Here is a 22940-nt window from a genome sequence, read left to right on the forward strand (position 1 = left end):
CTAACAATATTTCCCAAAAAATTAATATCAAATTTTTAAACTTTTGATAAAATTAAAATACATTTATTACTTAATAAAATAAGTACTATTTGTCGACTATATAAACACAAGGAGTATTGTAGAGTATGGACAACTTACAAAAACACGAAAATAAATACCCTTATAAAATTAGAAAATTTGGACCAATCACAGAAAGACGTGATTATTCAAATACTAAAGTTACACTTAATGTTCCAGATTTCTTATCAATGTCAAAAGAATCGTTTGAATGATTCAAGAAATCAGGAATTGAAGAAACACTTAGGGAACATTACCCAATTGTTTTAAATAACAAAAAAATCTCGTTGGATTACATTAATAATTCAGCACGTTTGGAAATTCCTTCTCGTGAATATGAAGCAGTTTCAGAAGCTAGAGCAAAAGGAACAAACTATGCATCTAAGTTATTTGCTAAGTTTAGAGTAACAAGCGACAAAGGTGTTGTTAAAGAAGATGAAGTTTTACTTGGAGAAATTCCTCTTATGTGTTCTGGAGGGAGTTTCATTATTAACGGTAGCGAAAAAGTTATCGTTAGCCAGTTAATTAGATCTCCAGGAGCATATTTTGGTTGTGGTGTTCGTAACAAACAATCAGATGACCTTTTCAACAAAGTAGAAATCTTACCTAGATTAGGTTCATGAATTGAAATTTCACACAAAGTTACAACAAAATTACCTGACTGAGTAAAAATTAAGATTGACAAAAACAAAAACGTTAACTTAATAACTTTCTTAGGCGCTTTAGGTCTTAATACAGCGAATATTCTTTACTTATTTGGGAATTCAAAAGTATTGCAAGAAACCTTAAAGAAAGATAAAAGACTTGAACCAGCTGGTTCAGAAACAACTTCTGGTCCTTCACATGAAGAAATAACAAGAACATGTCAAGATGACTTATTTAGAGTTATCCGCCGCGGTGATTTAGCTACAGAAGCTGCTGTAACTAACTTATTACCAAACTTATTGTTCAATAAAAAACGTTATAGTTTAAGTGCTACTGGTCGTTATATGTTAAACAAAAAACTTAACTTAGTTGACCGTATTACTGAAACATACTTAGGACAAGATCTTGAAATTAAAGATTGAAATAGTGAACTTGATGAAAAACCTATTTTAAACCTTAAAAAAGGTACATTTATTGACCATAATTTAGCTTTATTAATTCAAGCAAACTTTGATTCTGGTTTTCTTTCATCAGAAGAAATTCCTGGAATTAAGGCTGATGTTGTTTATGGTAAATTTTTAAATGATCCTGCAAGTACATCGCTAAAAAGACGTGTAAAAATGATCAAGTTATACGTTTATGCAAATAGAAAACAACTTGATGAAGGTAAAGAACCAACATTAGTTATCGGTAATGATCCTAAAGCAGTTGAACATCACTTATTGGTTTCAGACATTATTGCTGCAATTAATTACTACTTTAACTTAATTGATGGTATTGGACAAGATGATGATCCTGACTCATTAACAAACAAACGTATTGTTTCTGTTGGTGAATTATTGCAAAACCAATTAAATGTTGGTTTAGCTAAATTAGAAAAAACAACTCGTGAAAGAATGTCAGCAAGAGAACCTGAAAAGATTACTCCAAAGAACATTACAAATAACAAGTTAATTTCTAACCAAATGAAGACATTCTTTAACTCTTCAAAACTTTCTCAATTTATGGATCAAATTAACCCATTAGCAGAAATTTCAAACGAAAGACGTATCACGTCTCTAGGACCTGGTGGTCTTAACCGTGATACTGCCCAATTTGAAGTTCGTGACGTTCACTCAACTCACTATGGTAGAATTTGTCCAATTGAAACTCCTGAAGGACCAAACATTGGTTTGATCTTAAACTTGGCTATTTATGCAAACGTTAATGAGTATGGTTTCTTACAAACACCATACTTCAAAGTTAAAAATGGTGTAGTTGATTACAATAAAGTTGATTGATTAACTGCAGCCGATGAATTTGGTTTTAACATTGTTCAATCAACTGTAAATGTTGATGAAAATAATAGACTTGTTGATGAACAAGTTACAATGCGTAAAAATTACACATATATTATGGGTAAACCTGAAGATGTTGATTATATTGAAGTATCATCACGTCAAATGGTTTCGGTAGCTGCTGGATGTATTCCATTCCTAGAAAATGACGACGCTAACCGTGCTCTTATGGGTTCTAACATGCAACGTCAAGCAGTTCCATTATTAGAAACCGAAGCTCCTTTTGTTGCTACAGGTAATGAAGCTGATATTGCAAAATATTCTTCAGCAAACTTTAGAGCAAAAAGCGACGGAAAAGTAGAATATGTTGATGGTGCCAAAATCAAAATTAGAACTGAAAAAGGTACTGCTGAAACATATTACTTAAAAACATTCCAGCGTTCAAACCAAGATACAGTTATTCACCAAAGACCTTTAGTTAAAGAAGGTGATATTATCCAAAAAGGTGATTTACTTGTTGATGGTTCATCATTCAAAAATGGTGAATTATCTCTAGGTAAAAACTTACTTGTTGCCTTTACAACTTATAAAGGTTATAACTATGAAGATGCTGTTATTTTGAACGAAAGATTAGTAAAAAATGATGTACTTACATCAATTCATATTGAAGAACAAATTATTCAATTTAGAACTTCAAAAGCAGGTTCTGATGAATTAACTAGAGAAATTCCTAATGTTTCTAAACACTCAATTAGACACTTAGATGAACACGGTATTGTTTTAGTTGGTTCTGAAGTTACCCCTGGTGATGTACTTGTTGGTCGTGTATCTCCTAAAGGAGATGATAACCCAAGCCAAGAAGAAAAATTACTTGCGGCTGTTTTAGGCCAAAGATCATTAAATGTTAAAGATACTTCGCTTAAAGTTAAAAACGGTCACAATGGTACTGTTATAGGTGTTGAAATTTTAAGTAGAGAAAATAATGATCAACTTGAAGATGGTATTGATAAAATCATCAAAGTTTCTATCGCTGTAAAACGTAAGATTAGAGTTGGTGACAAAATGTCAGGCCGTCACGGTAACAAAGGTGTTGTTTCTATCATTCTTCCAGAAGAAGATATGCCACACTTAGAAGATGGTACACCAGTTGATGTTATGCTTAACCCTCAAGGTGTGCCTTCACGTATGAACATTGGGCAAGTTTTAGAAATCCATTTAGGTATGGCCGCTAAAACACTTCAATGTAAATTTGTAACTCCTGTTTTTGACGGGGTTAAAAAAGAAGAAATTCAAGATGTTATTCAAGAAGCTGGCTTACCAATTACAGGTAAACAAACTTTAATTGATCCAATCACTGGTGAAAAATTTGATAAACCTGTTTCAGTTGGTGTCATGTATATGCTTAAATTGAACCACATGGTTGATGACAAGATGCACGCTCGTAGTGTTGGTCCTTACTCACTTATTACTCAACAACCACTTGGAGGTAAAAGCCAAAATGGTGGACAAAGATTTGGTGAAATGGAAACTTGAGCTATTGAATCTTATGGAGCGACTAATGTTCTTCAAGAAATTCTTACATATAAATCGGATGATATCAACGGACGTAATCAACTTTATGCAGCTTTAGTTTCTGGTAAAGAATTACCTACACCAGGCACACCTGAATCATTCAACGTTTTAAGCTTTGAATTAAAAGGTTTAGGTATGAAACTTGACACAATTTCTGCTGATGAAGAAGATGATTATGACGTTCAACAACATTTTGATATAAATAATATTTCAGATGGAGGTCTTGATGAGTAGTTCAATATTTAACAAAAACTATCAAAAAGAAATTAGAAGAGTTAAACTTTCACTAGCTTCTAAAGAAGACGTAACATCATGATCTTGTGGGGAAGTTACAAAACCTGAAACAATTAACTATAAGAGCTATAAACCAGAAAGAGAAGGTTTATTTGACGAATTAATTTTTGGACCTACAACAGACTATAAATGTCCAATTTGTGGTACAAAATATAAGAAAAGTGATGAGGGCAATAAGTGTGAAAAAACACCAATGTGTCAAAAATATGAACCAACAATTTTACCTAAAATTGTGCGTCGTAGTAGAATGGGACACATTCACCTTGAAAACCCTGTTGTACACTTCTGATTCTTTAAAATAGATCACTCTATTATTGCGAAACTTTTAGGTTTAAGAGTTGCTAACTCAAGTAGAGTTGTATCTAAAAGCGACTTAGAAAAATTAATTTATTACAAAAGTCACATCGTGCTTGAAGATGGTGGATTGACCAAACTTCAAAAGAACGCTATTATTGATATTGCTGATGCAGCTATTATCTATAGAGATGCTCTTTTAGAAATTAGATCAAAATATGAAGAAGATTCTGAAGAATACGAAATTATTACTGAATCACTTTCAGAATTAGAACAATATGCAGTTTCAAAAACTGGTAAAGATTACGGTATTGACTTTTATGAATACAACGAATTAATTCATGAATTTAGTGATGCTAAAATTTCTACTGGTTCAAACGCTATTGAATACTTACTGGAACACATTAACTTAGAAGAAGAAGCAGAATTTGTTGAAGCTGAAATTAAAGCAATTAATGCTTCAATTGCTAAAAACGCTAACGCAGGTGCTAAAGTTCAAGAAAGATCAAAACTTTACAAACGTTTAGCGGTTATTAATGCTTTTATTACTTCTGGACAAGATCCTAAATCAATGTTAATTTATGACTTGCCAGTTATTCCTGCCGACTTACGTCCATTAGTTCAATTAGATGGTGGTCGTCATTCAACTAGTGATGTTAATGAACTTTACCGTCGTATTATCATTAGAAACAATCGTCTTAAAAAATGAGATGAAACAGATGCTCCTATGCTTATTAAGCAAAATGAGTATCGTATGATTCAAGAAGCTGTTGATGCTTTAATTGATAATGCAAGAAAGAAACCAAGTCCAGTTTCTTCAAAGGACAATCGTCCTTTAAAATCAATTTCTGACGCTTTAACAGGTAAAAAAGGTCGTTTCCGTCAAAACTTACTTGGTAAACGTGTTGACTATTCAGGACGTTCAGTTATTGTTGTTGGTCCAGAATTAAAAATGCACCAAGTTGGTATTCCTCGTGAAATGGCGGCTAAATTATTTGAACCATGAATTATTAAAGAATTAATTAATGGAAATAACCACATTAATTCAATTAAAGCTGGTAAAAAAGCAGTTGAAAACTTAGATCCAATTATTTGACCATACGTTGAAAGAGCGATTGAAGGTAGACCAGTATTACTTAACCGTGCTCCAACATTGCACCGTTTATCTATTCAAGCTTATGAACCTGTGTTAATTCGTGGTAAAGCTATTAAACTTCACCCACTTTCATGTACTCCATTTAACGCTGACTTCGACGGGGACCAAATGGCTGTTCACGTTCCAATCAGTGATGAAGCTGTACGTGAAGCTCGTGAATTAATGCTTGCATCTAAAAACATTTTAGGTCCTAAAGATGGTGAACCTATTATTAACCCTGGTCAAGATATTATTCTTGGTTTATACTACTTAACAATGGAAAAATCAGCTAAAGAAACTCCTGAGCTTGCTAAAGGTGAAGGTAAATTCTTTGCTACTTATGAAGATATGTTAAGAGCTTATGAAAATAAAGTAATTTCATTACATGCTCGTGTTGTATTGCCAATTACTGAAGTTCGTAAAAGAAGAATGAATGTAGATGCTGAAAGCAAATACATCATTTCAACTGTTGGTAAATTTATCTTCAATAGATCATTCCCTGACAGTTTTGAATTCATTTTCGGTAAACATGTTGAAGTTGAAAATGGCGAAAAAGAAGTTGTTTATACATCTGCAGATAAATACCAATTAAGCTGTTTTGTAGTACCATACGGAACAAACTTCGCTGAAGTTATTGAAAAAATGCCTCTTAATCTTCCTTTAGGCAAAAAAGATATTGCTAAAATTGTTCGTCGTGTTTATGAAAGATATGTTGCTGTTATTAATATGACAGACGTTGCTTCAATCATTAACCGAATTAGAGAAATTAATTTAGATGACGATACACTATTTAACGAATGTGGCTCACTTAAAGACTTTAAAGGCGAAAATCTTGATGTAAATCATGTTGAAATTCTTGAAAAAATAATTAAAGAAGAATACAAAAAAGTTGAAGAAGAAGTAATTAACAGAGAAAAACACGAAGAAGCAATTTGAACAGTTGATGATTACACAAGATTACTTCAAAGAGTATGATTCAAATATACAAATATCGTTGCTAGTGTGCTTGATTCAATTAAATCATTAGGTTACAACTTCTCAACTAAATCAGGAACAACTATTTCTATTTCAGATGTTATTACCTTGCCAACAACTAAAGGCAAAATTGCTTCTGGTGATGAATATGTTGAAAAACTTAGAGAATGCTACAACAATGGTTTAATGACAGATGATGAAAGATATAACGCAACCATTCAAAAATGAGCTCAAATTAAGGATGATATTGAAAAAGAACTTAAGAAAGTTACAAAACAATATCCAGATAACCCATTATTTATGATGCTTAACTCTGGCGCTCGTGGTAATTCAAGTAACTTCGTTCAGTTAGCCGGTATGCGTGGTCTTATGAACAACAACACTAAGATTTTAAAAGCCGATGCTGAAAATGAAAGAGTTGTTCGTTCTACTGTTGAAATTCCTGTTAAGTCTTCATTCCTTGATGGTCTTACAGCTTATGAATTCTATTCATCTACCCACGGTGCCCGTAAAGGCCTTACCGATACTGCCTTAAACACAGCTAAATCTGGTTATTTAACACGTAGATTAGTTGACGTTGCTCAAGGTATTGTTGTTAGAGAAGAAGACTGTGGAACCGACTATGGTGTAGTTGTAAAAGATATTAAAGATACAAAAACAAACACAGTTATTGAAAACTTATTTAGTAGAATTGAAGGTCGTTTCACTACAAAACCTATTTATTACAAAAACCAATTTGAAGATGCAAATCAACTAATTAACAAACAAATTGTTGGTGCTAACGAATTAATTACAGCCGAAATTGCTAACGAAATTGTAAACGAAGGCATTGAGGAAGTTGAAATTAGATCGGTTTTATCTTGCTACACAAAGAATGGTGTATGTAAAAAATGTTATGGTAAAGATTTAGCTCTTAACCGTGTTGTTAATATTGGTGAAGCTGTCGGTGTTGTAGCTGCTCAATCGATTGGTGAACCTGGTACACAGCTTACAATGCGTACATTCCATACTGGTGGGGTTGCTGGTGTTGAAGATATTACTGGTGGTTTTGGTCGTTTAATGGAACTTATTGATGCTTACGATTCTCCTTGAGGTCAACCAGCTATTATTGCTGAAGGTTATGGTAGAGTAGTAAACATTCAATTTGCTAGAGAAGGTCAAACTGAAAGTGATGTTCTTATTATTACTGTTGAATACAAACAAAGAAATAATGAAACATACACAACAACATATAGTACAAAAGCAGGACGTAAGCTAAGAGTTGAAATTGGTGATACTCTTAAACCAGGACAAAAAATTGTTGAAGGTCCTATTATCTTAAATGAATTACTTAAAGTTGGAGACACACGTTTAGTTCAAAACTACATTCTTAAAGAAGTTCAAAGACTATACCGTTTACAAGGTATTACTATTGCTGACAAATACATTGAAATTATTATCCGTCAAATGCTTTCTAAGATTTTAATTACTGATCCAGGTGATTCTAAATTCTTCAATGGTTCATTGGTTGACATCTTTACATATCAAAGAGAAAGTGCTAGATTAATTAATGAAGGCAAAAAACCTCCTTTTGGTGATGTTATTATCAAGGGCGCAAAACAAACTCCTTTATTATCTGATTCATTCTTATCCGCAGCATCATACCAAGAAACTCCAAGAATTCTTGTTAATGCTTCAATTAGTGCCCAAACTGACAGATTGAAAGGCTTAAAAGAAAATATTATTTTAGGTCATAAAATACCTGCAGGTACAAATACTAATTATGAAGAAAACGGTAAATATGACATTCGCGACCCTCGTTCATACTTCTCGGATAAATATGACCCAACTCGTGAAACAAAAATGTTTGTAGACGAAAATTCAGATTTAGATAAAAGTATTATCGATGACGCAAACGAAATGTTAAGTGAATACCAAACAGAAACAATTGAAACAGCTGATTATGATACTACTGGACTAGATTTCGATGATTCATTAGAATACAATGATTAAAAAACAAAAAACTAAGGCAACAAAAGCCTTAGTTTTTTAATATGGTCTAATATTGATTAGTTTAATAGAATTTAATTTTTTATTTGTATGTAATTTAATTACAGCACCATTTAATTGAGACGGATTTTTTGACGTTAAAAACTTCTTTTGAGCATTATAACGCATATGTTCATAAACTTCGTCAAAATTAGCTCCAATAGCACAATCATAAGGTCCACACATACCGGCATCAGTAAGATAGCAAGTCCCTTTTGGAAGTACGTGAGCATCATTGGTTTGAACATGGGTATGAGTTCCACAGATTGCATCAATTTTACCGTCTAGATATAAGCCAAGCACGTATTTTTCACTGGTAGTTTCTGCATGAAAGTCTACAAAGTGAAAATCAGTTTTTTCTTTGAACTCTATAATTGAGTCGATTGTGTCAAAAAAGCTATCTGCCGTTTCTTGTCCTCAAGGTTTTAATAATTTATTGAAAGTGATACCCATTAACGATGTTACACGTAGTGAAATATCGTTTTTTAAGTAAAAAACATTAGAGCCACTTCCGGGATATGAATTATCTATATTTGCTGGTCTAACTAGTTCGTTCTTGTTAATTATTGATAAAATATCATCTTTAGCTCAAACGTGATTTCCGAGAGTAAAAATATCTACTCCTGCACTTTTAAGTTTTTCGTAATCTGATCTATTTAAACCTTTGCGACCTGAAACATTTTCACTTTGAGCAATTACAACATCAATATTGTGTTTTTTTCTTAATTCAGGAAGATATTTTTTGACAATTTTGATACCTGAACTACCAAAAATATCACCTAAAAATAATATATTTAGCGTTTTTTCTGTGCGAATTTTATTTTCAACTTGCATAAAAACAAAACCTCAAATCTACGTTTTAATAACTCATAAATTATATTACATATTTAAAAGTAATTAAATGAATGTATAAACTAAACAAAATGCCTGTTTTATAGTATTTTTTGTTCAATTTCCTGTTTAAATTCTGGATTAGATTGCAAGAATTCCTTTAGTGATTTTTTGCCTTGAGCTAGATTTTTTTCATCATATGAGTATCAAGCGCCTTTTTTGACGAAAATACCTTTTTCACAGGCTAATTCAATTAATTCATTTAAGGTATCTATACCTTTTGAAAATAGTATTTCAGTGGTAAAGCTTTTATAAGGTGCTGCAACTTTATTTTTGACTACCTTTATTTTAATTTCATTTCCTGTGATATCTTTTCCATCGGTTATTGAGGTTGATTTTCTTACTTCTATTCTAATTGATGAATAGAATTTTAAAGCTCTTCCACCAGTTGTTGTTTCAGGGTTTCCAAAAATTACTCCAATTTTTTCTCTAATTTGGTTAACAAATAAAACTGTTGTCTTCTTTTTACTTAAGTTTGCAGTGATTTTTCTTAAGGCTTTAGACATCAATCTAGCTTGAATACCAATTTGCTGATCCTTCATATCGCCTTCAAGCTCAGCTAAAGGTACTAATGCGGCAACACTATCAACAACAATCAAGTCAATAGCTCCTGATTTAGCTAAAATATCTACAATTTCCATAGCTTGCTCACCGCTGTCGGGTTGACTTAAAATTAAATTATTTAAGTCAACGCCTAAATTTTTAGCGTAATTTGGATCAATTGCATGTTCTGCGTCTATAAAAGCGGCAATCCCACCACTTTTTTGAACCTCCGCAATTGCATGTAAACATAAGGTTGTTTTTCCACTACTTTCAGGGCCATATATTTCAACGATTCTACCCTTAGGATAGCCCCCAACGCCAATTGCATTATTCAATAAATAAGATCCAGTTGAGAACGTTTCTATCTTTTCGTCTATTTTATCTCTATTAAAAAGCATAATTGCTTCTTCGCCAAATCTTTTAGTAATTTCTTTTAATGTATCTTTAATTATGGTTGAGTTTTCATTATTATTTTTGTCCATTTTAATCCTTTCAACTATTAAAAATACATTTTAAAAGTTATGCCTAAAAGTTTAAAAAAATGAAAAAAACAAGCGTTTTTTATTTATAAAATTATAAACTTTCTAACATTTGAAAAATTCATTATTAAATTATTTTTCTTTTCCTTTTTAAAACTATTAGCGTAACAATCTAAATATAAAAATATGACATATAAAAATAGGGGAATGTTACTAGAAGATATTATTAACAGAACAATTTTATATTATTATGAAAATGGTATAGCATTCATTGAAAAGAAAAATCTTCCCATTAAATTTAAAGGAATTAAAACAATAAATAATCAACTTAAAGCTGAAGAAGCTTTTGTTTATAAAAAATCAACAGTTGACTATATCGGCTGTTTTAAAGGCAAATTCGTTGCATTTGAAGCAAAAACAACTAATGAAAATTATTTACCTATATCTAATATAAAAAAACACCAAATTGAATATTTAAAACAAATACATGCAAACGGTGGTATTTCATTTTTGATTGTGTTTTTTAATCAAACTAATGAGTTTTATCTATTGGATTTTGGCCATTTACTTCAAATGTATAATACAAAAGAATTCAAATATTTAGAAATTAAAAAAATAGGCAAAATCATACCTTTAGTATTTCCTGGCATTATTGATTTTTTACCTATTTTGAATATATAACTAGAAGTTAACTAGTTCTTTTAAATATTTAGATGGTGTAAATTTAACTACACGTTTTTCAGGTACTGATAATTCTTCTGAAGTAAATGGATTAATTGTTTCACGTCCTCTTCTAATTTTTGTTTCAAAAATACCTAAATTAGAAAGTTGAACTTTGTTTTCAGCGATTAATTCTTCTTTTAGCACAAATAAGAATGCATCGAAGTATTGATCTGCAACTCTAACTGGAACTTCTAATCTTTCAGCAACTGCTTTAATAAATTCTTTTTTAGTCATTTTAACTCCTTCTTTTTATTAATAATATAATACTATATTTTTAGTTTTACATTTATAAATAAAAACTTTTTTAACTATATTTAAGATATTAACGGAAAAATTATGAAAATTTTATATATATCATTTCTTACGAATTAAAGACTATATTTTTGTTTAACAACGCATTTCAAATTTGTTCTTTTATCAGCATATAATATTTTGTTATATACATTTTAAATATTTTTTGTTACTGCGATATCACAACGCTTATTTGTGTTTCATTTTCTAATTTATTTAACTGCAAAACTAAAAATATATTAATCTAAAAAACCGATTAATAGTTTCAAAATACTCAAAAACAATATATACTTGTATATATTGCGTTTTATTTTAAAAACCTTTATGTAACTTCATAAACATCTAATATTTTTTTATTTTTTCCTTTTTAAAAATGCATTTTCGTCTATAATTGAAAATGTAACTATTTACTAAGAAGCAAAAGGTTGTCAAATTGCCAATGTTGTCAAGGACATTTTGAGAAATTTTTGCGGAGTAAAGTTCATTAATGAACAAAGGAGGCAACGATGAGTAAATTAAATATCAAAGTGAAGAGTTTTGACCACTCACTTGTAGATTTTGCGGCAAGAAAAATTGTTGAACTTGCTGAAAAAACTAAAACAGAATTCAGTGGACCAGTTCCTCTTCCGACAAAAAGAGAAGTTGTTACAATTCTTAGAAGTGTTCACATTAACAAAAAATCACGTGAACAATTTGAAAGTAGAACTTTTCAAAGATTAGTTGTTTTAATCAACCCAGATTCAAAAACAATCGATCAAATTAAAAGACTTGAATTACCTTCAGGTGTTGAAGTTCAAGTATCTGAAAAATAAATTCCATCTTGTTTTAAACAAGCAATGGTCATCATAAATTTAAAGGAGATGAGATATGAAAGGAATCTTAGGACGTAAGGTTGGGATGACTCAAATCTACACAGAATTCGGTAAAAGAGTTCCTGTAACAGTTATTGAAGTTAAACCAAATGTTGTTACAAAAGTTCTTTCAGTAGAAGCTAATGGCTATGTAGCTACACAATTATCTACTGGTGAAAAGAAAGCTAAAAGAACAAACAAACCTGATGCAGGTCAATTTGCTAAAGCTAAAACAACACCTAAGCAATACACAAAAGAAATTCGTAACATGGATGGTTATGAATTAGGTCAAGAAGTAAATGCAAGCATTTTCGCTGCTGGTGAACTTGTTGACGTTATCGGTACATCAAAAGGTAAAGGTTTCGCCGGTACAATTAAAAGATGAAACCAACACATAGGACCTAAATCACACGGTGGTGGTGGTGGTAGTCAACCTATTAGACAAACTGGTTCTCTTGGTGATATTTCAGGAAACAGAGTTTACAAAGGTATGACAATGCCAGGTCATTTAGGTAATGTTAGAACAACAGTTCAAAACTTAGAAATTGTTAAAGTTGACTTAACGAACAATTACCTATTAGTTAAAGGTTCAATTCCTGGTGCTAAAAATTCATTTGTAGTTATTAAAGAAGCTGTTAAAGGTTTACCAGCTAAAGAAGCTATTAAACTTGTTGATGTTAAAGAAGTTGTTAAAATGAATGAACTTGTTGAAAGAGCAAAGAAATTCAATATTGAAGTATTAGCAGGAATGACTTCAGCAGAATTAGAACCACTTATTCTTAAAGCTGAAGAAGAAGCAAATGCAAAAGCTGAAGGAGATAAATAATGGCTGAACAAGAATTAAAGAAAACAGCTAAGTCTACAACAACTAAAAAAGCTACTGCTAAAAGTGAAACTTCTGTAGCAAAAACAACAAAAGCTAAAAAAGCAACTACAAACGAAATGAAAGCTCAAGAAGCTAAAGTTAAAAGAGCTACAAAGAAAACTGCAGACGAATTAGCTCAAACTAAAGTTAAATCAACTGCTTCAGTTGCAAAAGAAACTTTAGATGAAGTTAAAGAAACAGTTGCGAAAACAAAAAGAGTAAGCACAAAGATCGAAACAGCTAAACCTAAAGTTAAAGTGTTAGCTTCAAAATCTCGTGGTGTTGAAGAAGAAAGTTTTGCAAAGGTAATGGTATTAGACTTTGATTCTAAATCATTAAACCCTTCATTATTTGCTTCTGAAAAGATCTATGCACAAGCTATTTTCGACACAATTATGTCAGACCGTGCAGCAATGCGTCAAGGTACACATGACACCAAAACTCGTGCAGAAGTTAGAGGTGGTGGTAAAAAACCTTGAAGACAAAAAGGAACAGGACGTGCTCGTTCAGGATCAACAAGATCACCAATATGAGTAGGTGGTGGAACAGTATTTGGACCAACTCCAGAACGTAATTACAACTTAAAAGTTAACAAGAAAGTTCGTAAAGCTGCCTTCATTTCAGCTTTAACATTATTAGCAAAAAACAACGCTGTTATTGTTGATGACTTGAAATTAGAAAAAATTTCAACAAAAGCTGCTTTAAATAAATTAACATCACTAAAAGTTGCTAACTTAAAACACGTTTTAGTAGTTACAACAGATGAAGTTGTTTACAAATCATTAAACAACTTACAAAATGTTATTTGTGTTAAACCAAACTCTGTTTCAGTTGAAAACTTAATTTGAGCAGACGTATTAGTGTTATCTAATGAAGGTTTAGCAAACTTCGAAGGGAGAGTTAAATAATGGAACTTACACGTATTATTCGTAAACCTATTATTACTGAAAAAACAAACGAACAATTAAGTAAAAACGTTTATACATTCGAAGTTGATTACGCTGCAAATAAATACCAAATTAAAAAAGCTGTTGAATTCATTTTCAAAGTTAAAGTTCTTGATGTTAACACAATTAAAGTTGATAAAAAACCTACAAGATTAGGTCGTTTCTCAGGTTTTGATAACCGTTACAAAAAAGCTATTGTTAAATTAGCTGAAGGTTACTTAATTCAATACTACCCACAACAAGAAGAAGCTAAAGACGCTGAAAAAGCTGAATTAGACAAAAAAGCTAAAGCTGAAGAAAAAGCAAAAGCAACAGAAAAAGAAAATAAAGTTGCTGAAAAATTAGCAGCAAAAAAAGCTCAAAAATTAGAAGCTGCTAAAACAGAAAAAAAAGAAGCTAAAAAAGTAGCTCCTAAAAAAGAACCTAAAAAAGATTAATAAACGAGGATTTAATTTTGCTTAAAAGAAAAATTCCTCAACTATTTTTAAGCAAGGAGAAAAGAAATGGCAATTAAACATTACAAGCCAGTTACAAATGGTCGCCGTAATATGTCATCTCTTGATTACACAAAGAATTTATCTGGTCATGCACCTGAAAAATCTTTAATGGTTATTTTAAAGAAAAACTCAGGTCGTAATAACCAAGGTAAAATTACAGTTCGCCACCAAGGTGGTCGTGTAAAGAGATACTACAGAATTATCGACTTTAAACGTAACAAAGATAATATTCCAGCTATTGTTAAAACAATTGAATATGATCCAAACAGATCAGCAAACATTTGTTTATTAGCATACTTAGATGGAGAAAAAAGATACATTTTAGCCCCAGAAGGCATTAAAGTTGGACAAACAGTTATTTCAGGATCAAAAGCTGATATTCTTGTTGGTAACTGTCTTCCATTAGCAAACATCCCTGAAGGTACATTTGTACACAACGTAGAAATGCAACCAGGTGGTGGAGGTATTATTGCAAGAAGTGCTGGTACATCAGCACAAATCTTAGGTAAAGATGACAATGGTAAATATGTTGTTTTACGTCTAAAATCAGGTGAAACTCGTAGAATTTTAGCTCGTTGTCGTGCAACAATTGGTTCAGTTGGCAATGAAGAACATTTACTTGTTGACTTAGGTAAAGCTGGTAGAAATAGATACTTAGGTGTTCGTCCTACAGTTCGTGGTTCTGTAATGAACCCAATCGATCACCCTCATGGTGGTGGTGAAGGTAAACAACCAGTTGGACGTAAAGCTCCTCTTACACCTTGAGGTAAAAAAGCTCTTGGTGTTAAAACAAGAAAAACTAAGAAATCTTCAAACAAATTAATTTTAAGAAGAAGAAAGGACTCTAAATAATGTCACGTAGTCTTAAAAAAGGTCCATTTGCTGACGAACACTTACTTAAAAAAGTAGATGCTATCGTTGAAGGCAAAGCTCCAAAAAAACCTATTAAAACATGATCAAGACGTTCAACAATCTTCCCAAGTTTTATAGGTTTAACATTCCAAGTTCACAATGGTCGTCAATTTATTGATGTTTATGTAACTGATGATATGGTTGGTCACAAATTAGGTGAATTTGTACCTACAAGAACCTACAGCGGTCACGGTGCAGATAAAGGTAAAAAATAATTATGGCTCAACAAGCAAAAGCACACGTTAAAATTCAAAGAGTTTCAGCTCGTAAAGCTCGTTTAGTTGCTGATTTATTTAGAGGCAAAGACGTTAGAGTTGCTCTCGGTATTCTTAACAATACAAACAAAAAATCATCAGAATTATTTATTAAATTATTAAACTCAGCCATTGCTAATGCAACAAACAACCACGGAATGGATGCCACAAAATTATTTGTTAAAGAAGTTTTAGTTAATGAAGGTCCAACACTTAAAAGATACCAACCTCACTCACAAGGTAGAGCATACTCAATTTTCAAAAGAACATCTAACTTATCAATTACATTAGAGGAAAGAGAATAATATGGGACAAAAAGTTAATCCAAATGGTTTCCGTTATGGAGTTACTAAAGAAATTAACACTGTATGATTTGCTGAAAAGAAACATTACGGTGAAAACTTAGTAATGGATGCTAAGATTTACAAATTCTTCGATAAATTAGTTAGAAAATACCAAATTGGAAATGTTCAAATCAAAAGAAACCAAGCTAACAAAGTTACAGTTTTCATCCACTCAGCACAACCTGCTAAAGTATTAGGTGAAAATGGTGTTAACATTGAAAAATTACTTACAGATTTACACAAATACCTTAAAAACAAACATGTTGATATTAATTTACAAGTTGTTCTTCTTAAACAACCTGAATTAAATGCAAGATTAGCTGCAGAAGCTATTGCTCAAAGATTAGAAAACCGTGAAAGTTTCCGTATCGCTCAAAAACAAGTTATTAATGAAGCATTAAAAGCGGGAGCTAAAGGTATTAAAACTCAAGTTTCTGGTCGTCTTAACGGTGTTGATATGGCTAGAGCTGAAGGTTACAACCGTGGAGAAATGAGACTTCACACACTTAGACAAGATGTAGATTACGCTACAGCGACAGCTAGAACAATCTATGGTGCTATTGGTGTTAAAGTTTGAATCTCTAAAGGTGAAATTTTAGAAGGGGGTGCTAAAGATGCTTCAACCAAAAAGAACTAAATATCGTAAGCCTTTCTCAGTACCTCATGATAAAAGAAAAGCACACAAAGGAAATACAGTAGCATTTGGTGAATTTGGTTTACAAGCTGTTACCTCATCATGAGTTGACGCTCGTCAAATCGAATCGGCCCGTATTGCTATTACACGTAGAATGGGTCGTGAAGGTCAAGTTTTCATTAGAATCTTCCCTCACTTCGCAAAAACAAGCAAACCTATCGGTGTACGTATGGGTTCAGGTAAAGGTTCTCCAGATAAATGATATTGTGCAGTTAAAGTTAACACAATGATGTTCGAAGTTTCAGGTGTTAGCGAAGATGTTGCACGTGATGCTTTAAGATTAGGTGGACACAAATTACCAGTTTCATGAAGAATTGTTGCTAAAAATGAAGGAGGTCAACAATAATGCTTTATAAAGATATAAAAGTTAAATCAGTTGATGAACTTCAAAAATTAATCCAAGATTTAAAAGCTGAATTATGAACATTAAGATTTAGAAATGCTACAGGTTCATTAGACCAAAGTCACAAAATTAAATTAATCCGTCGTGATATCGCAAAATGCTTGACCGCATTAAAATTAAAAGAAACTGAAGGAGCTAAATAATGGAAAGAAATACACGTAAAACATTACAAGGTCGTGTACTATCAACTCGTGGTGATAAAACAATCATCGTTGAAGTTGAAAGCTACCGTTCACATAACTTATACTCAAAACGTTATAGAGTTGTTAAAAAATTCGCAGTTCATGATGGACAAAACCTTGCTAAAGTAAATGACATCGTTACAATTATGGAAACACGCCCATTATCAAAAACAAAACACTTCCGTTTAGTATCAATTAAACAAAACGCAACTGAAGGAAATGAATAGTTATGGTTTTAGAATTATCTAAATTAAACGTAGCTGACAACTCGGGTGCTAAGGAAGTTGGTGTTATTAGAGTGTTAGGCGGTTCTCGTAAGAAAACTGCTAACATTGGTGATGTTATTATTTGTTCAGTTAAAAAAGCTATTCCTAATGGTTTAGTTAAGGAAGGTCAAGTTGTTAAAGCTGTTATCGTAAGATCAGTTTATGGCATTCACCGTGAAAACGGTTCATACATTCGTTTTGATGACAATGCAGTAGTATTAATCAAAGATGATAAATCATTAAGAGGAACTCGTGTGTTTGGTCCTGTTGCTCGTGAATTACGTGATAAAGGTTACTTAAAAATCGTTTCATTAGCACCTGAAGTATTATAGTTCGAGGTAAATATGAAAATTAAATTCAAGAAAAACGACGAAGTTGTTGTTATTGCTGGTTCACACAAAGGCAAAACAGGCCGTATTGTTAGAACAGATTTCAAAACAAACACAGCAATCGTTAAAGATGTAAATATAGTAACAAAACACGTAAAACCAACACAAGGTAACACAGAAGGTTCAATCAAAAAACACGAAGCTCCTATTCATATTTCAAACTTATCTATTTTAGTTAAAAAAGCAACAAAAAATTCTCCAGCTACATATTCAAAACTTGGATACAAATTAAACAAAGACGGATCAAAAACGCGTGTATTACGTAAAACTAAGAAGGAATACTAATTATGAAATTAAAAGAAAAATACATTAAAGAAGTTGTTCCAGCATTAATGAAGGAATACAAATATGATTCTGTAATGCAAGTTCCAAGATTAGAAAAAATCATTTTAAATATGACAGCTGGTAAAGAAGTTACTAACTCTAAAGCAATTGAAGAAGTTCTTAACGAACTAACCTTAATCTCTGGTCAAAAACCATTCCAAACCCGTGCTAAAAAATCAAACGCTTCATGAAAATTACGTGAAGGTATGCCAATGGGTGGAAAAGTTACATTACGTAGAGAACGTATGTGAGATTTCCTTGAAAAATTAATTAACGTTGCAATGCCACGTATTCGTGATTTTAGAGGTGCAAACCCTAAAGCATTCGACGGTAGAGGTAATTATTCTTTAGGAGTAAAAGAAGAAATTATCTTCCCTGAAATTGAATTTGACAAAATTCGTAAAATTAAAGGTCTTGATGTTCAATTAATTACATCAACAAACAGCGATAAAGAAGCAAGAAGTTTATTAGAATTAATCGGAATCCCATTTGCTAAAGGAGAAAAATAATTATGGCTAAAGTTTCATTAAAAGCAAAGCAAAAGAAACACGCTAAATTCTCAACACGTGCTTACACACGTTGTGAATTATGTGGACGTCCACACGCTGTTTTAAGAAAATACAAAGTGTGCCGTATTTGCTTCCGTGTATTAGCTCATGAAGGTAAAATTCCTGGCATGAAGAAAGCGAGTTGATAATTATGTTTATAACAGATCCTATTTCAGATATGATTGTTAGAATTAAAAATGCTAACCAAAGAAAATTCAAAACAGTTATGATTCCATTTTCTACTAAAAAAGAAAGAATTCTAGACATTCTATTAAACGAAGGTTATATCGCTAGTGTTACTCCAAAAGGCAAAGGCAAAGACAAAGTTCTTGAAGTGGCTTTAAAATACAAAGGTAATCAATCAGCTATTGTTGATTTCAAACGTGTTTCAAAACCAGGTTTAAGAGTTTATGCTCAAGCAAGCAATTTACCAAGAGTTTTATCAGGCTATGGTACAGCTATAATCTCAACTTCAAAAGGCATGATGACAGAAAAACAAGCACGTAAGGAAAATGTAGGTGGCGAAGTTATCGCCTACATTTGATAGGGAGGTGTAGATGTCTCGTGTTGGAAACAGAGTTTTAACTATTCCAGCTGGTGTTACTGTAACATTAAATGGTACATTAGTTACAGTTCAAGGTCCACTTGGAACACTTGAAAGAACATTCAGCCCTCTTATTGCTATTAAAATTGAAGGTCAAGAACTTTCGACAATTCGTGCTAATGAAGAAAAACACACAAAACAATTACACGGTACAACAAATGCTGTAATTGAAAACATGTTAGAAGGTGTTTCTAAAGGTTTCAAAAAAGAATTAGTAATCAAAGGTGTTGGTTACAAATTCACAATTAAAGGTAATATTTTAGAAGTTGCTGCAGGTTATTCACACTTAGTTAACATTGAAATTCCATCAAGTGTTAAAGTTGAATGTCCAAAAGCAACTGAAATGACAGTTTCAGGTATTGACAAAGAAAAAGTTGGTCAATTTGCTACAGTTGTTCGTGCAGTTCGTAAACCAAACCCTTACTCAGGTAAAGGTGTTGCATACAAAGACGAAGTTATTCGTCGTAAAGAAGGAAAAACTGCTTCTAAGTAGTTTGATAAGAAAGGATTTTAAAAGATGGCTATTTTATCAAGAAATCAAGCACGTAAAGTTAAACACTTGCGTGAACGTCAACACATTAGAGGTACAGCAGTTAAACCTCGTTTATGCGTATTCAAATCACTTCAAAACTTTTATGCACAATTAATTAACGACGAAACTGGAATAACAATTTTAAGTGTTTCAACACTTGAAAATGGAAAATACAACGGTGGTGTTAAAGCCGCTACTGCTCTAGGTGAAAAAATGGGCGAACTTATTAATAAAGCTAAAATCAGTCAAATTGTTTTTGACCGTTCAGGATACATTTACCATGGACGTGTTAAAGCTTTCGCAGAAGCTGTAAGATCAAAAGGAGTTAAATTCTAATGGCAGAAGAAAAGAAATTAAACGTATCTAAAGCTAGTGCTACTAAAGTAGTTAGTGCTCCTAAAAAACCAGCTGACAAAAAACAAATTTGAGAAAGCAAAGCAAACCAAGATCAAAAATCACAACAAGGTAAATTTGAAAGAAGAAGACCAAGAGTAAATAGAAATGAATTTGGCGATTCACATAATGACTTTTCTGAAAAAGTTGTTATGATCAGCCGTGTAACTAAAGTTGTTAAAGGTGGTCGTAGATTCTCATTTGCAGCATTCGTTGTTGTAGGTGACAAAAAAGGTCATGTTGGTTTCGGTCACGGAAAATCAAATGAAGTTCCTGACGCAATCAAAAAAGCCGTTAAAGATGCTAAAAACCACTTAATTACAGTTCCAATTTACAACAAAATTACAGTACCTCACGAAGTACATGCTAAATTCTTAGCTTCTCGTGTTATGTTAAAACCAGCTCCAAAAGGTAAAGGTATTGTAGCTTCAGGTACAGTTCGTGCTGTAGTTGAATTAGCAGGTTATACAGATATTTATACAAAAACTTATGGTTCTCGTTCAAAAGCTAACATCGTTAGAGCAACTCTTAAAGCATTATTAGCATTAAGAGAACCTGAAAAAATTGCTGAAATCCGTGATAAAGACGTTAAAGATCTTCTTGGATAGAAAAATAATTATTAAGGAGATAAATTTATGAAATTACATGAATTAAAAAGTACACCTGGTTCACGTACAGACAAACACCGTGTAGGTCGTGGACACGCTGCTGGTAAAGGTAAACAAGCAGGTAAAGGTCAATCAGGTCAAAACAAACGTCACGGACACAGATTAGGATTCGAAGGTGGTCAAACTCCTTGATTCCGTCGTATTGGTAAACGTGGATTCACAAACGTTAACCACGTTGAATACCAAATTGTTAGCTTAGCAGACTTAGAAAAAACATTTGAAAATGGTGCTACAGTTGATTTAGAGGCTTTATTCAAAGCAAACTTAGTAAAAAGACAATTACCTGTTAAATTACTTGCAAACGGTAAATTAACAAAGAAACTTAATGTAACACTTCATTCAGCTAGTGCATCAGCTATTGAAGCACTTGAAAAAGCTGGAGGTAAATTCACAGAATTATAATTCTATAATTCACATAATATAATAGGCAGTAATGCCTATTTTTATATTCTTAATTTTTTATTAATAAAAAGTAAAAGGACTACTTCATCCTTTTACTTAAATTATTAATACTTGAATTTTAAACCTTTACCAAGTGAAATAACCTTAGGTGTTGCATCAATTTGAAAGTTTCTAATATCTTCATAATCAAAAAAGGTATATTCTAAATCAAATGTTTCATCATCGTGTATTGTAAATATTACTTTAGAACCAATTGGATATTTCTCAAGTTGATTATGCTCGGGCATTTGTATATCTAACATACACAACAAACTAGCGATACTTGTATCGTGTCCCACAATTAAAGTTAAATCAGTATCATTCTTAGCTTCTTTTTTAATTAACTTATAAATATTTTGCTCACCATCACTTAAAAGTTTTTTGTTAGCAAAAATAAAATCTAAAACCCTATCTTTTGCCTTAAGCATCATTTTCAAATCGTTAATAAAATCAACAGATTTAAAGATATCTGCCTCTTTAAAACCTAAATAATATTTAAGTTGTAAAACATCCGAAAAACTTGAAGACATAAACAATGGACCACTTGTTTTATATCAAACTGGTGCTAATTCAAAGTTAGTTTTCTCTTGATTATATTTGCAGTTATTATCAAGTTTAAAAATATGATTTATTTTTTGATAAATATCCTTTGAAGTTTCATCAAAATCATGTAATTTTCGTCAATCTATATAGCTTTCATTAATATATCTAGCTTGAAAGTTATCATCTTCACTTTTAAAAGTTTTATCTTTACATTCTATATATGTATCTTGTCCTGGTTTTAAGCCTAATGATAATAATTGAGCAGTTTCATATGTTCTATAAGTTGAATTAGCGATTACTTTTAAAGATGTATCTTCCTTAACTTGTAAATAATCCTTTAATCATTGCCCAAATCTTAGCTCGATTAACGCGCCCTTTTTAGTTAAAGTTGGATTACCTACGTTTTCATCTTCTCAATTTAATATATCTTTATTAAAAAAGTTTAATGACTTCTCTTTAGTGAAAAAAGGATATCTTAAACCATGTCTACTAAAAATTATTTTTTTCATCGTTCCCTTTCTTATAAATATAGTAATATATATATTATATATAAGCATTTCATTAAATATAAAGCAATAGTTAATGAATATTGATTAAAAAATTAAAAAAATTTATTTGCTTTTTTGAAACTTATATATAATAAATATTGCTTTTACATCAATGATGAATTAGCTAAAAAAAATATTAAAAAATATTCTTCTTTTTATTAGATTTTATATATAATAAATAAGCTATATTTTTTAGCAGAAAATTGTTCTTTGAAAACTAGATATATAAACATGACAGTCAATTTTTTCGAGAGTTTGATCCTGGCTCAGGATGAACGCTGGCTGTGTGCCTAATACATGCATGTCGTGCGATGCTAGCAATAGCATAGCGGCGAATGGGTGAGTAACACGTACTCAACGTACCTCTCAGATTGGGATAGCGAACGGAAACGTTCGATAATACCAAATACTTATTAAGATCGCATGATCATAATATAAAAGAAGCGTTTGCTTCGCTGAGAGATCGGGGTGCGCAACATTAGCTAGTTGGTGAGGTAACGGCCCACCAAGGCGATGATGTTTAGCGGGGTT

27 protein-coding genes and 1 rRNA gene are annotated in these 22940 nt (G+C 31.8%); 24 read left to right on the top strand and 4 right to left on the bottom strand.

Annotation, left to right across the window (positions count from 1 at the left end; translation table 4 throughout):
• Positions 1-125 precede the first annotated feature (125 nt).
• Entirely contained in the window at positions 126-3785 is a 3660-nt protein-coding gene (gene rpoB, locus T390_RS0101015) for a DNA-directed RNA polymerase subunit beta (protein WP_027334684.1), read from the top strand.
• A complete protein-coding gene (locus T390_RS03710; protein WP_051590835.1) occupies positions 3778-8241 on the top strand; it encodes a DNA-directed RNA polymerase subunit beta' in 4464 nt (1487 codons plus the stop codon). Before rpoB ends, T390_RS03710 begins: the two co-directional genes overlap by 8 nt.
• Before the next feature lie 36 nt (positions 8242-8277).
• Here T390_RS03710 and T390_RS0101025 read toward each other — a convergent pair whose 3' ends face one another.
• Both T390_RS0101025 and recA read right to left on the bottom strand, forming a co-directional pair.
• On the bottom strand, positions 8278-9111 hold the full coding sequence (locus T390_RS0101025; RefSeq protein ID WP_027334685.1) for a TIGR00282 family metallophosphoesterase: 834 nt from the start codon (positions 9109-9111) through the stop codon (positions 8278-8280).
• A 98-nt stretch (positions 9112-9209) separates the two neighbouring features.
• The gene (recA, locus tag T390_RS0101030) at positions 9210-10193 is read right to left on the bottom strand and encodes a recombinase RecA (protein ID WP_027334686.1); all 984 of its coding nucleotides are present in this window, start codon (positions 10191-10193) and stop codon (positions 9210-9212) included.
• Positions 10194-10376: 183 nt separating this feature from the next.
• On the opposite strand from recA, the gene recU reads away from it, so the two are divergent.
• Positions 10377-10871: a Holliday junction resolvase RecU gene (gene recU / locus T390_RS0101035; RefSeq protein ID WP_036435944.1), complete on the top strand. Its 495-nt coding sequence runs from the start codon at positions 10377-10379 to the stop codon at positions 10869-10871.
• On the opposite strand, the gene T390_RS0101040 is transcribed toward recU, so the two are convergent.
• On the bottom strand, positions 10872-11147 hold the full coding sequence (locus T390_RS0101040) for an HU family DNA-binding protein (protein WP_027334688.1): 276 nt from the start codon (positions 11145-11147) through the stop codon (positions 10872-10874).
• A 563-nt stretch (positions 11148-11710) separates the two neighbouring features.
• Here T390_RS0101040 and rpsJ point away from each other — a divergent pair.
• The 20 genes from rpsJ to rplO all read left to right on the top strand — a co-directional run bounded on the left by rpsJ (position 11711) and on the right by rplO (position 21279).
• A complete protein-coding gene (gene rpsJ, locus T390_RS0101045) occupies positions 11711-12016 on the top strand; it encodes a 30S ribosomal protein S10 (protein ID WP_027334689.1) in 306 nt (101 codons plus the stop codon).
• A gap of 55 nt (positions 12017-12071) precedes the next feature.
• On the top strand, positions 12072-12881 hold the full coding sequence (rplC, locus tag T390_RS0101050; protein WP_027334690.1) for a 50S ribosomal protein L3: 810 nt from the start codon (positions 12072-12074) through the stop codon (positions 12879-12881).
• On the top strand, positions 12881-13828 hold the full coding sequence (gene rplD / locus T390_RS04255) for a 50S ribosomal protein L4 (protein WP_051590836.1): 948 nt from the start codon (positions 12881-12883) through the stop codon (positions 13826-13828). Before rplC ends, rplD begins: the two co-directional genes overlap by 1 nt.
• Complete coding sequence (rplW, locus tag T390_RS0101060; RefSeq protein ID WP_027334692.1) at positions 13828-14304, top strand: 50S ribosomal protein L23; 477 nt, start codon at positions 13828-13830, stop codon at positions 14302-14304. The genes rplD and rplW overlap by 1 nt, the downstream gene beginning before the upstream one ends.
• 66 nt (positions 14305-14370) lie before the next feature.
• Positions 14371-15216: a 50S ribosomal protein L2 gene (gene rplB, locus T390_RS0101065; protein WP_027334693.1), complete on the top strand. Its 846-nt coding sequence runs from the start codon at positions 14371-14373 to the stop codon at positions 15214-15216.
• Positions 15216-15491, top strand: a complete 276-nt coding sequence (gene rpsS, locus T390_RS0101070; protein ID WP_027334694.1) for a 30S ribosomal protein S19 — start codon at positions 15216-15218, stop codon at positions 15489-15491. The genes rplB and rpsS overlap by 1 nt, the downstream gene beginning before the upstream one ends.
• A gap of 2 nt (positions 15492-15493) precedes the next feature.
• Complete coding sequence (gene rplV / locus T390_RS0101075) at positions 15494-15835, top strand: 50S ribosomal protein L22 (protein WP_027334695.1); 342 nt, start codon at positions 15494-15496, stop codon at positions 15833-15835.
• Position 15836: 1 nt separating this feature from the next.
• The gene (rpsC, locus tag T390_RS0101080; protein WP_027334696.1) at positions 15837-16511 is read left to right on the top strand and encodes a 30S ribosomal protein S3; all 675 of its coding nucleotides are present in this window, start codon (positions 15837-15839) and stop codon (positions 16509-16511) included.
• Positions 16489-16914, top strand: coding sequence for a 50S ribosomal protein L16 (rplP, locus tag T390_RS0101085; RefSeq protein ID WP_027334697.1), 426 nt, complete (start codon positions 16489-16491; stop codon positions 16912-16914). Before rpsC ends, rplP begins: the two co-directional genes overlap by 23 nt.
• Positions 16914-17114: a 50S ribosomal protein L29 gene (gene rpmC, locus T390_RS0101090; protein WP_027334698.1), complete on the top strand. Its 201-nt coding sequence runs from the start codon at positions 16914-16916 to the stop codon at positions 17112-17114. The genes rplP and rpmC overlap by 1 nt, the downstream gene beginning before the upstream one ends.
• On the top strand, positions 17114-17380 hold the full coding sequence (gene rpsQ, locus T390_RS0101095) for a 30S ribosomal protein S17 (protein ID WP_027334699.1): 267 nt from the start codon (positions 17114-17116) through the stop codon (positions 17378-17380). Before rpmC ends, rpsQ begins: the two co-directional genes overlap by 1 nt.
• A 2-nt stretch (positions 17381-17382) precedes the next feature.
• Positions 17383-17751: a 50S ribosomal protein L14 gene (gene rplN / locus T390_RS0101100; RefSeq protein WP_027334700.1), complete on the top strand. Its 369-nt coding sequence runs from the start codon at positions 17383-17385 to the stop codon at positions 17749-17751.
• Between the two features lie 12 nt (positions 17752-17763).
• On the top strand, positions 17764-18093 hold the full coding sequence (gene rplX / locus T390_RS0101105) for a 50S ribosomal protein L24 (RefSeq protein ID WP_027334701.1): 330 nt from the start codon (positions 17764-17766) through the stop codon (positions 18091-18093).
• Between the two features lie 2 nt (positions 18094-18095).
• Entirely contained in the window at positions 18096-18641 is a 546-nt protein-coding gene (gene rplE / locus T390_RS0101110; RefSeq protein WP_027334702.1) for a 50S ribosomal protein L5, read from the top strand.
• Between the two features lie 2 nt (positions 18642-18643).
• Complete coding sequence (locus T390_RS0101115; RefSeq protein WP_027334703.1) at positions 18644-18829, top strand: type Z 30S ribosomal protein S14; 186 nt, start codon at positions 18644-18646, stop codon at positions 18827-18829.
• A gap of 2 nt (positions 18830-18831) precedes the next feature.
• Entirely contained in the window at positions 18832-19227 is a 396-nt protein-coding gene (gene rpsH, locus T390_RS0101120; protein ID WP_027334704.1) for a 30S ribosomal protein S8, read from the top strand.
• A 10-nt stretch (positions 19228-19237) separates the two neighbouring features.
• Positions 19238-19777, top strand: coding sequence for a 50S ribosomal protein L6 (gene rplF / locus T390_RS0101125; RefSeq protein WP_027334705.1), 540 nt, complete (start codon positions 19238-19240; stop codon positions 19775-19777).
• A 24-nt stretch (positions 19778-19801) separates the two neighbouring features.
• Positions 19802-20152 carry a 50S ribosomal protein L18 gene (gene rplR, locus T390_RS0101130; RefSeq protein WP_027334706.1) on the top strand — a complete coding sequence of 117 codons (351 nt, stop codon included), beginning with the start codon at positions 19802-19804 and terminating at the stop codon, positions 20150-20152.
• Positions 20152-20817 carry a 30S ribosomal protein S5 gene (gene rpsE / locus T390_RS0101135; protein WP_027334707.1) on the top strand — a complete coding sequence of 222 codons (666 nt, stop codon included), beginning with the start codon at positions 20152-20154 and terminating at the stop codon, positions 20815-20817. Before rplR ends, rpsE begins: the two co-directional genes overlap by 1 nt.
• A gap of 27 nt (positions 20818-20844) precedes the next feature.
• Complete coding sequence (gene rplO, locus T390_RS0101140; protein WP_027334708.1) at positions 20845-21279, top strand: 50S ribosomal protein L15; 435 nt, start codon at positions 20845-20847, stop codon at positions 21277-21279.
• 104 nt (positions 21280-21383) lie between these two features.
• Here the strand turns inward: rplO and T390_RS0101145 are convergent, their stop codons facing one another.
• A complete protein-coding gene (locus T390_RS0101145) occupies positions 21384-22370 on the bottom strand; it encodes a histidine-type phosphatase (protein WP_027334709.1) in 987 nt (328 codons plus the stop codon).
• 282 nt (positions 22371-22652) lie between these two features.
• Here T390_RS0101145 and T390_RS0101150 point away from each other — a divergent pair.
• Positions 22653-22940: ribosomal RNA gene (locus tag T390_RS0101150) — 16S ribosomal RNA — on the top strand; the annotation flags it as partial.

It is taken from the genome of Mycoplasmopsis felifaucium ATCC 43428, from assembly GCF_000687775.1.
Taxonomy (GTDB): domain Bacteria; phylum Bacillota_I; class Bacilli_A; order Mycoplasmatales; family Metamycoplasmataceae; genus Mycoplasmopsis; species Mycoplasmopsis felifaucium.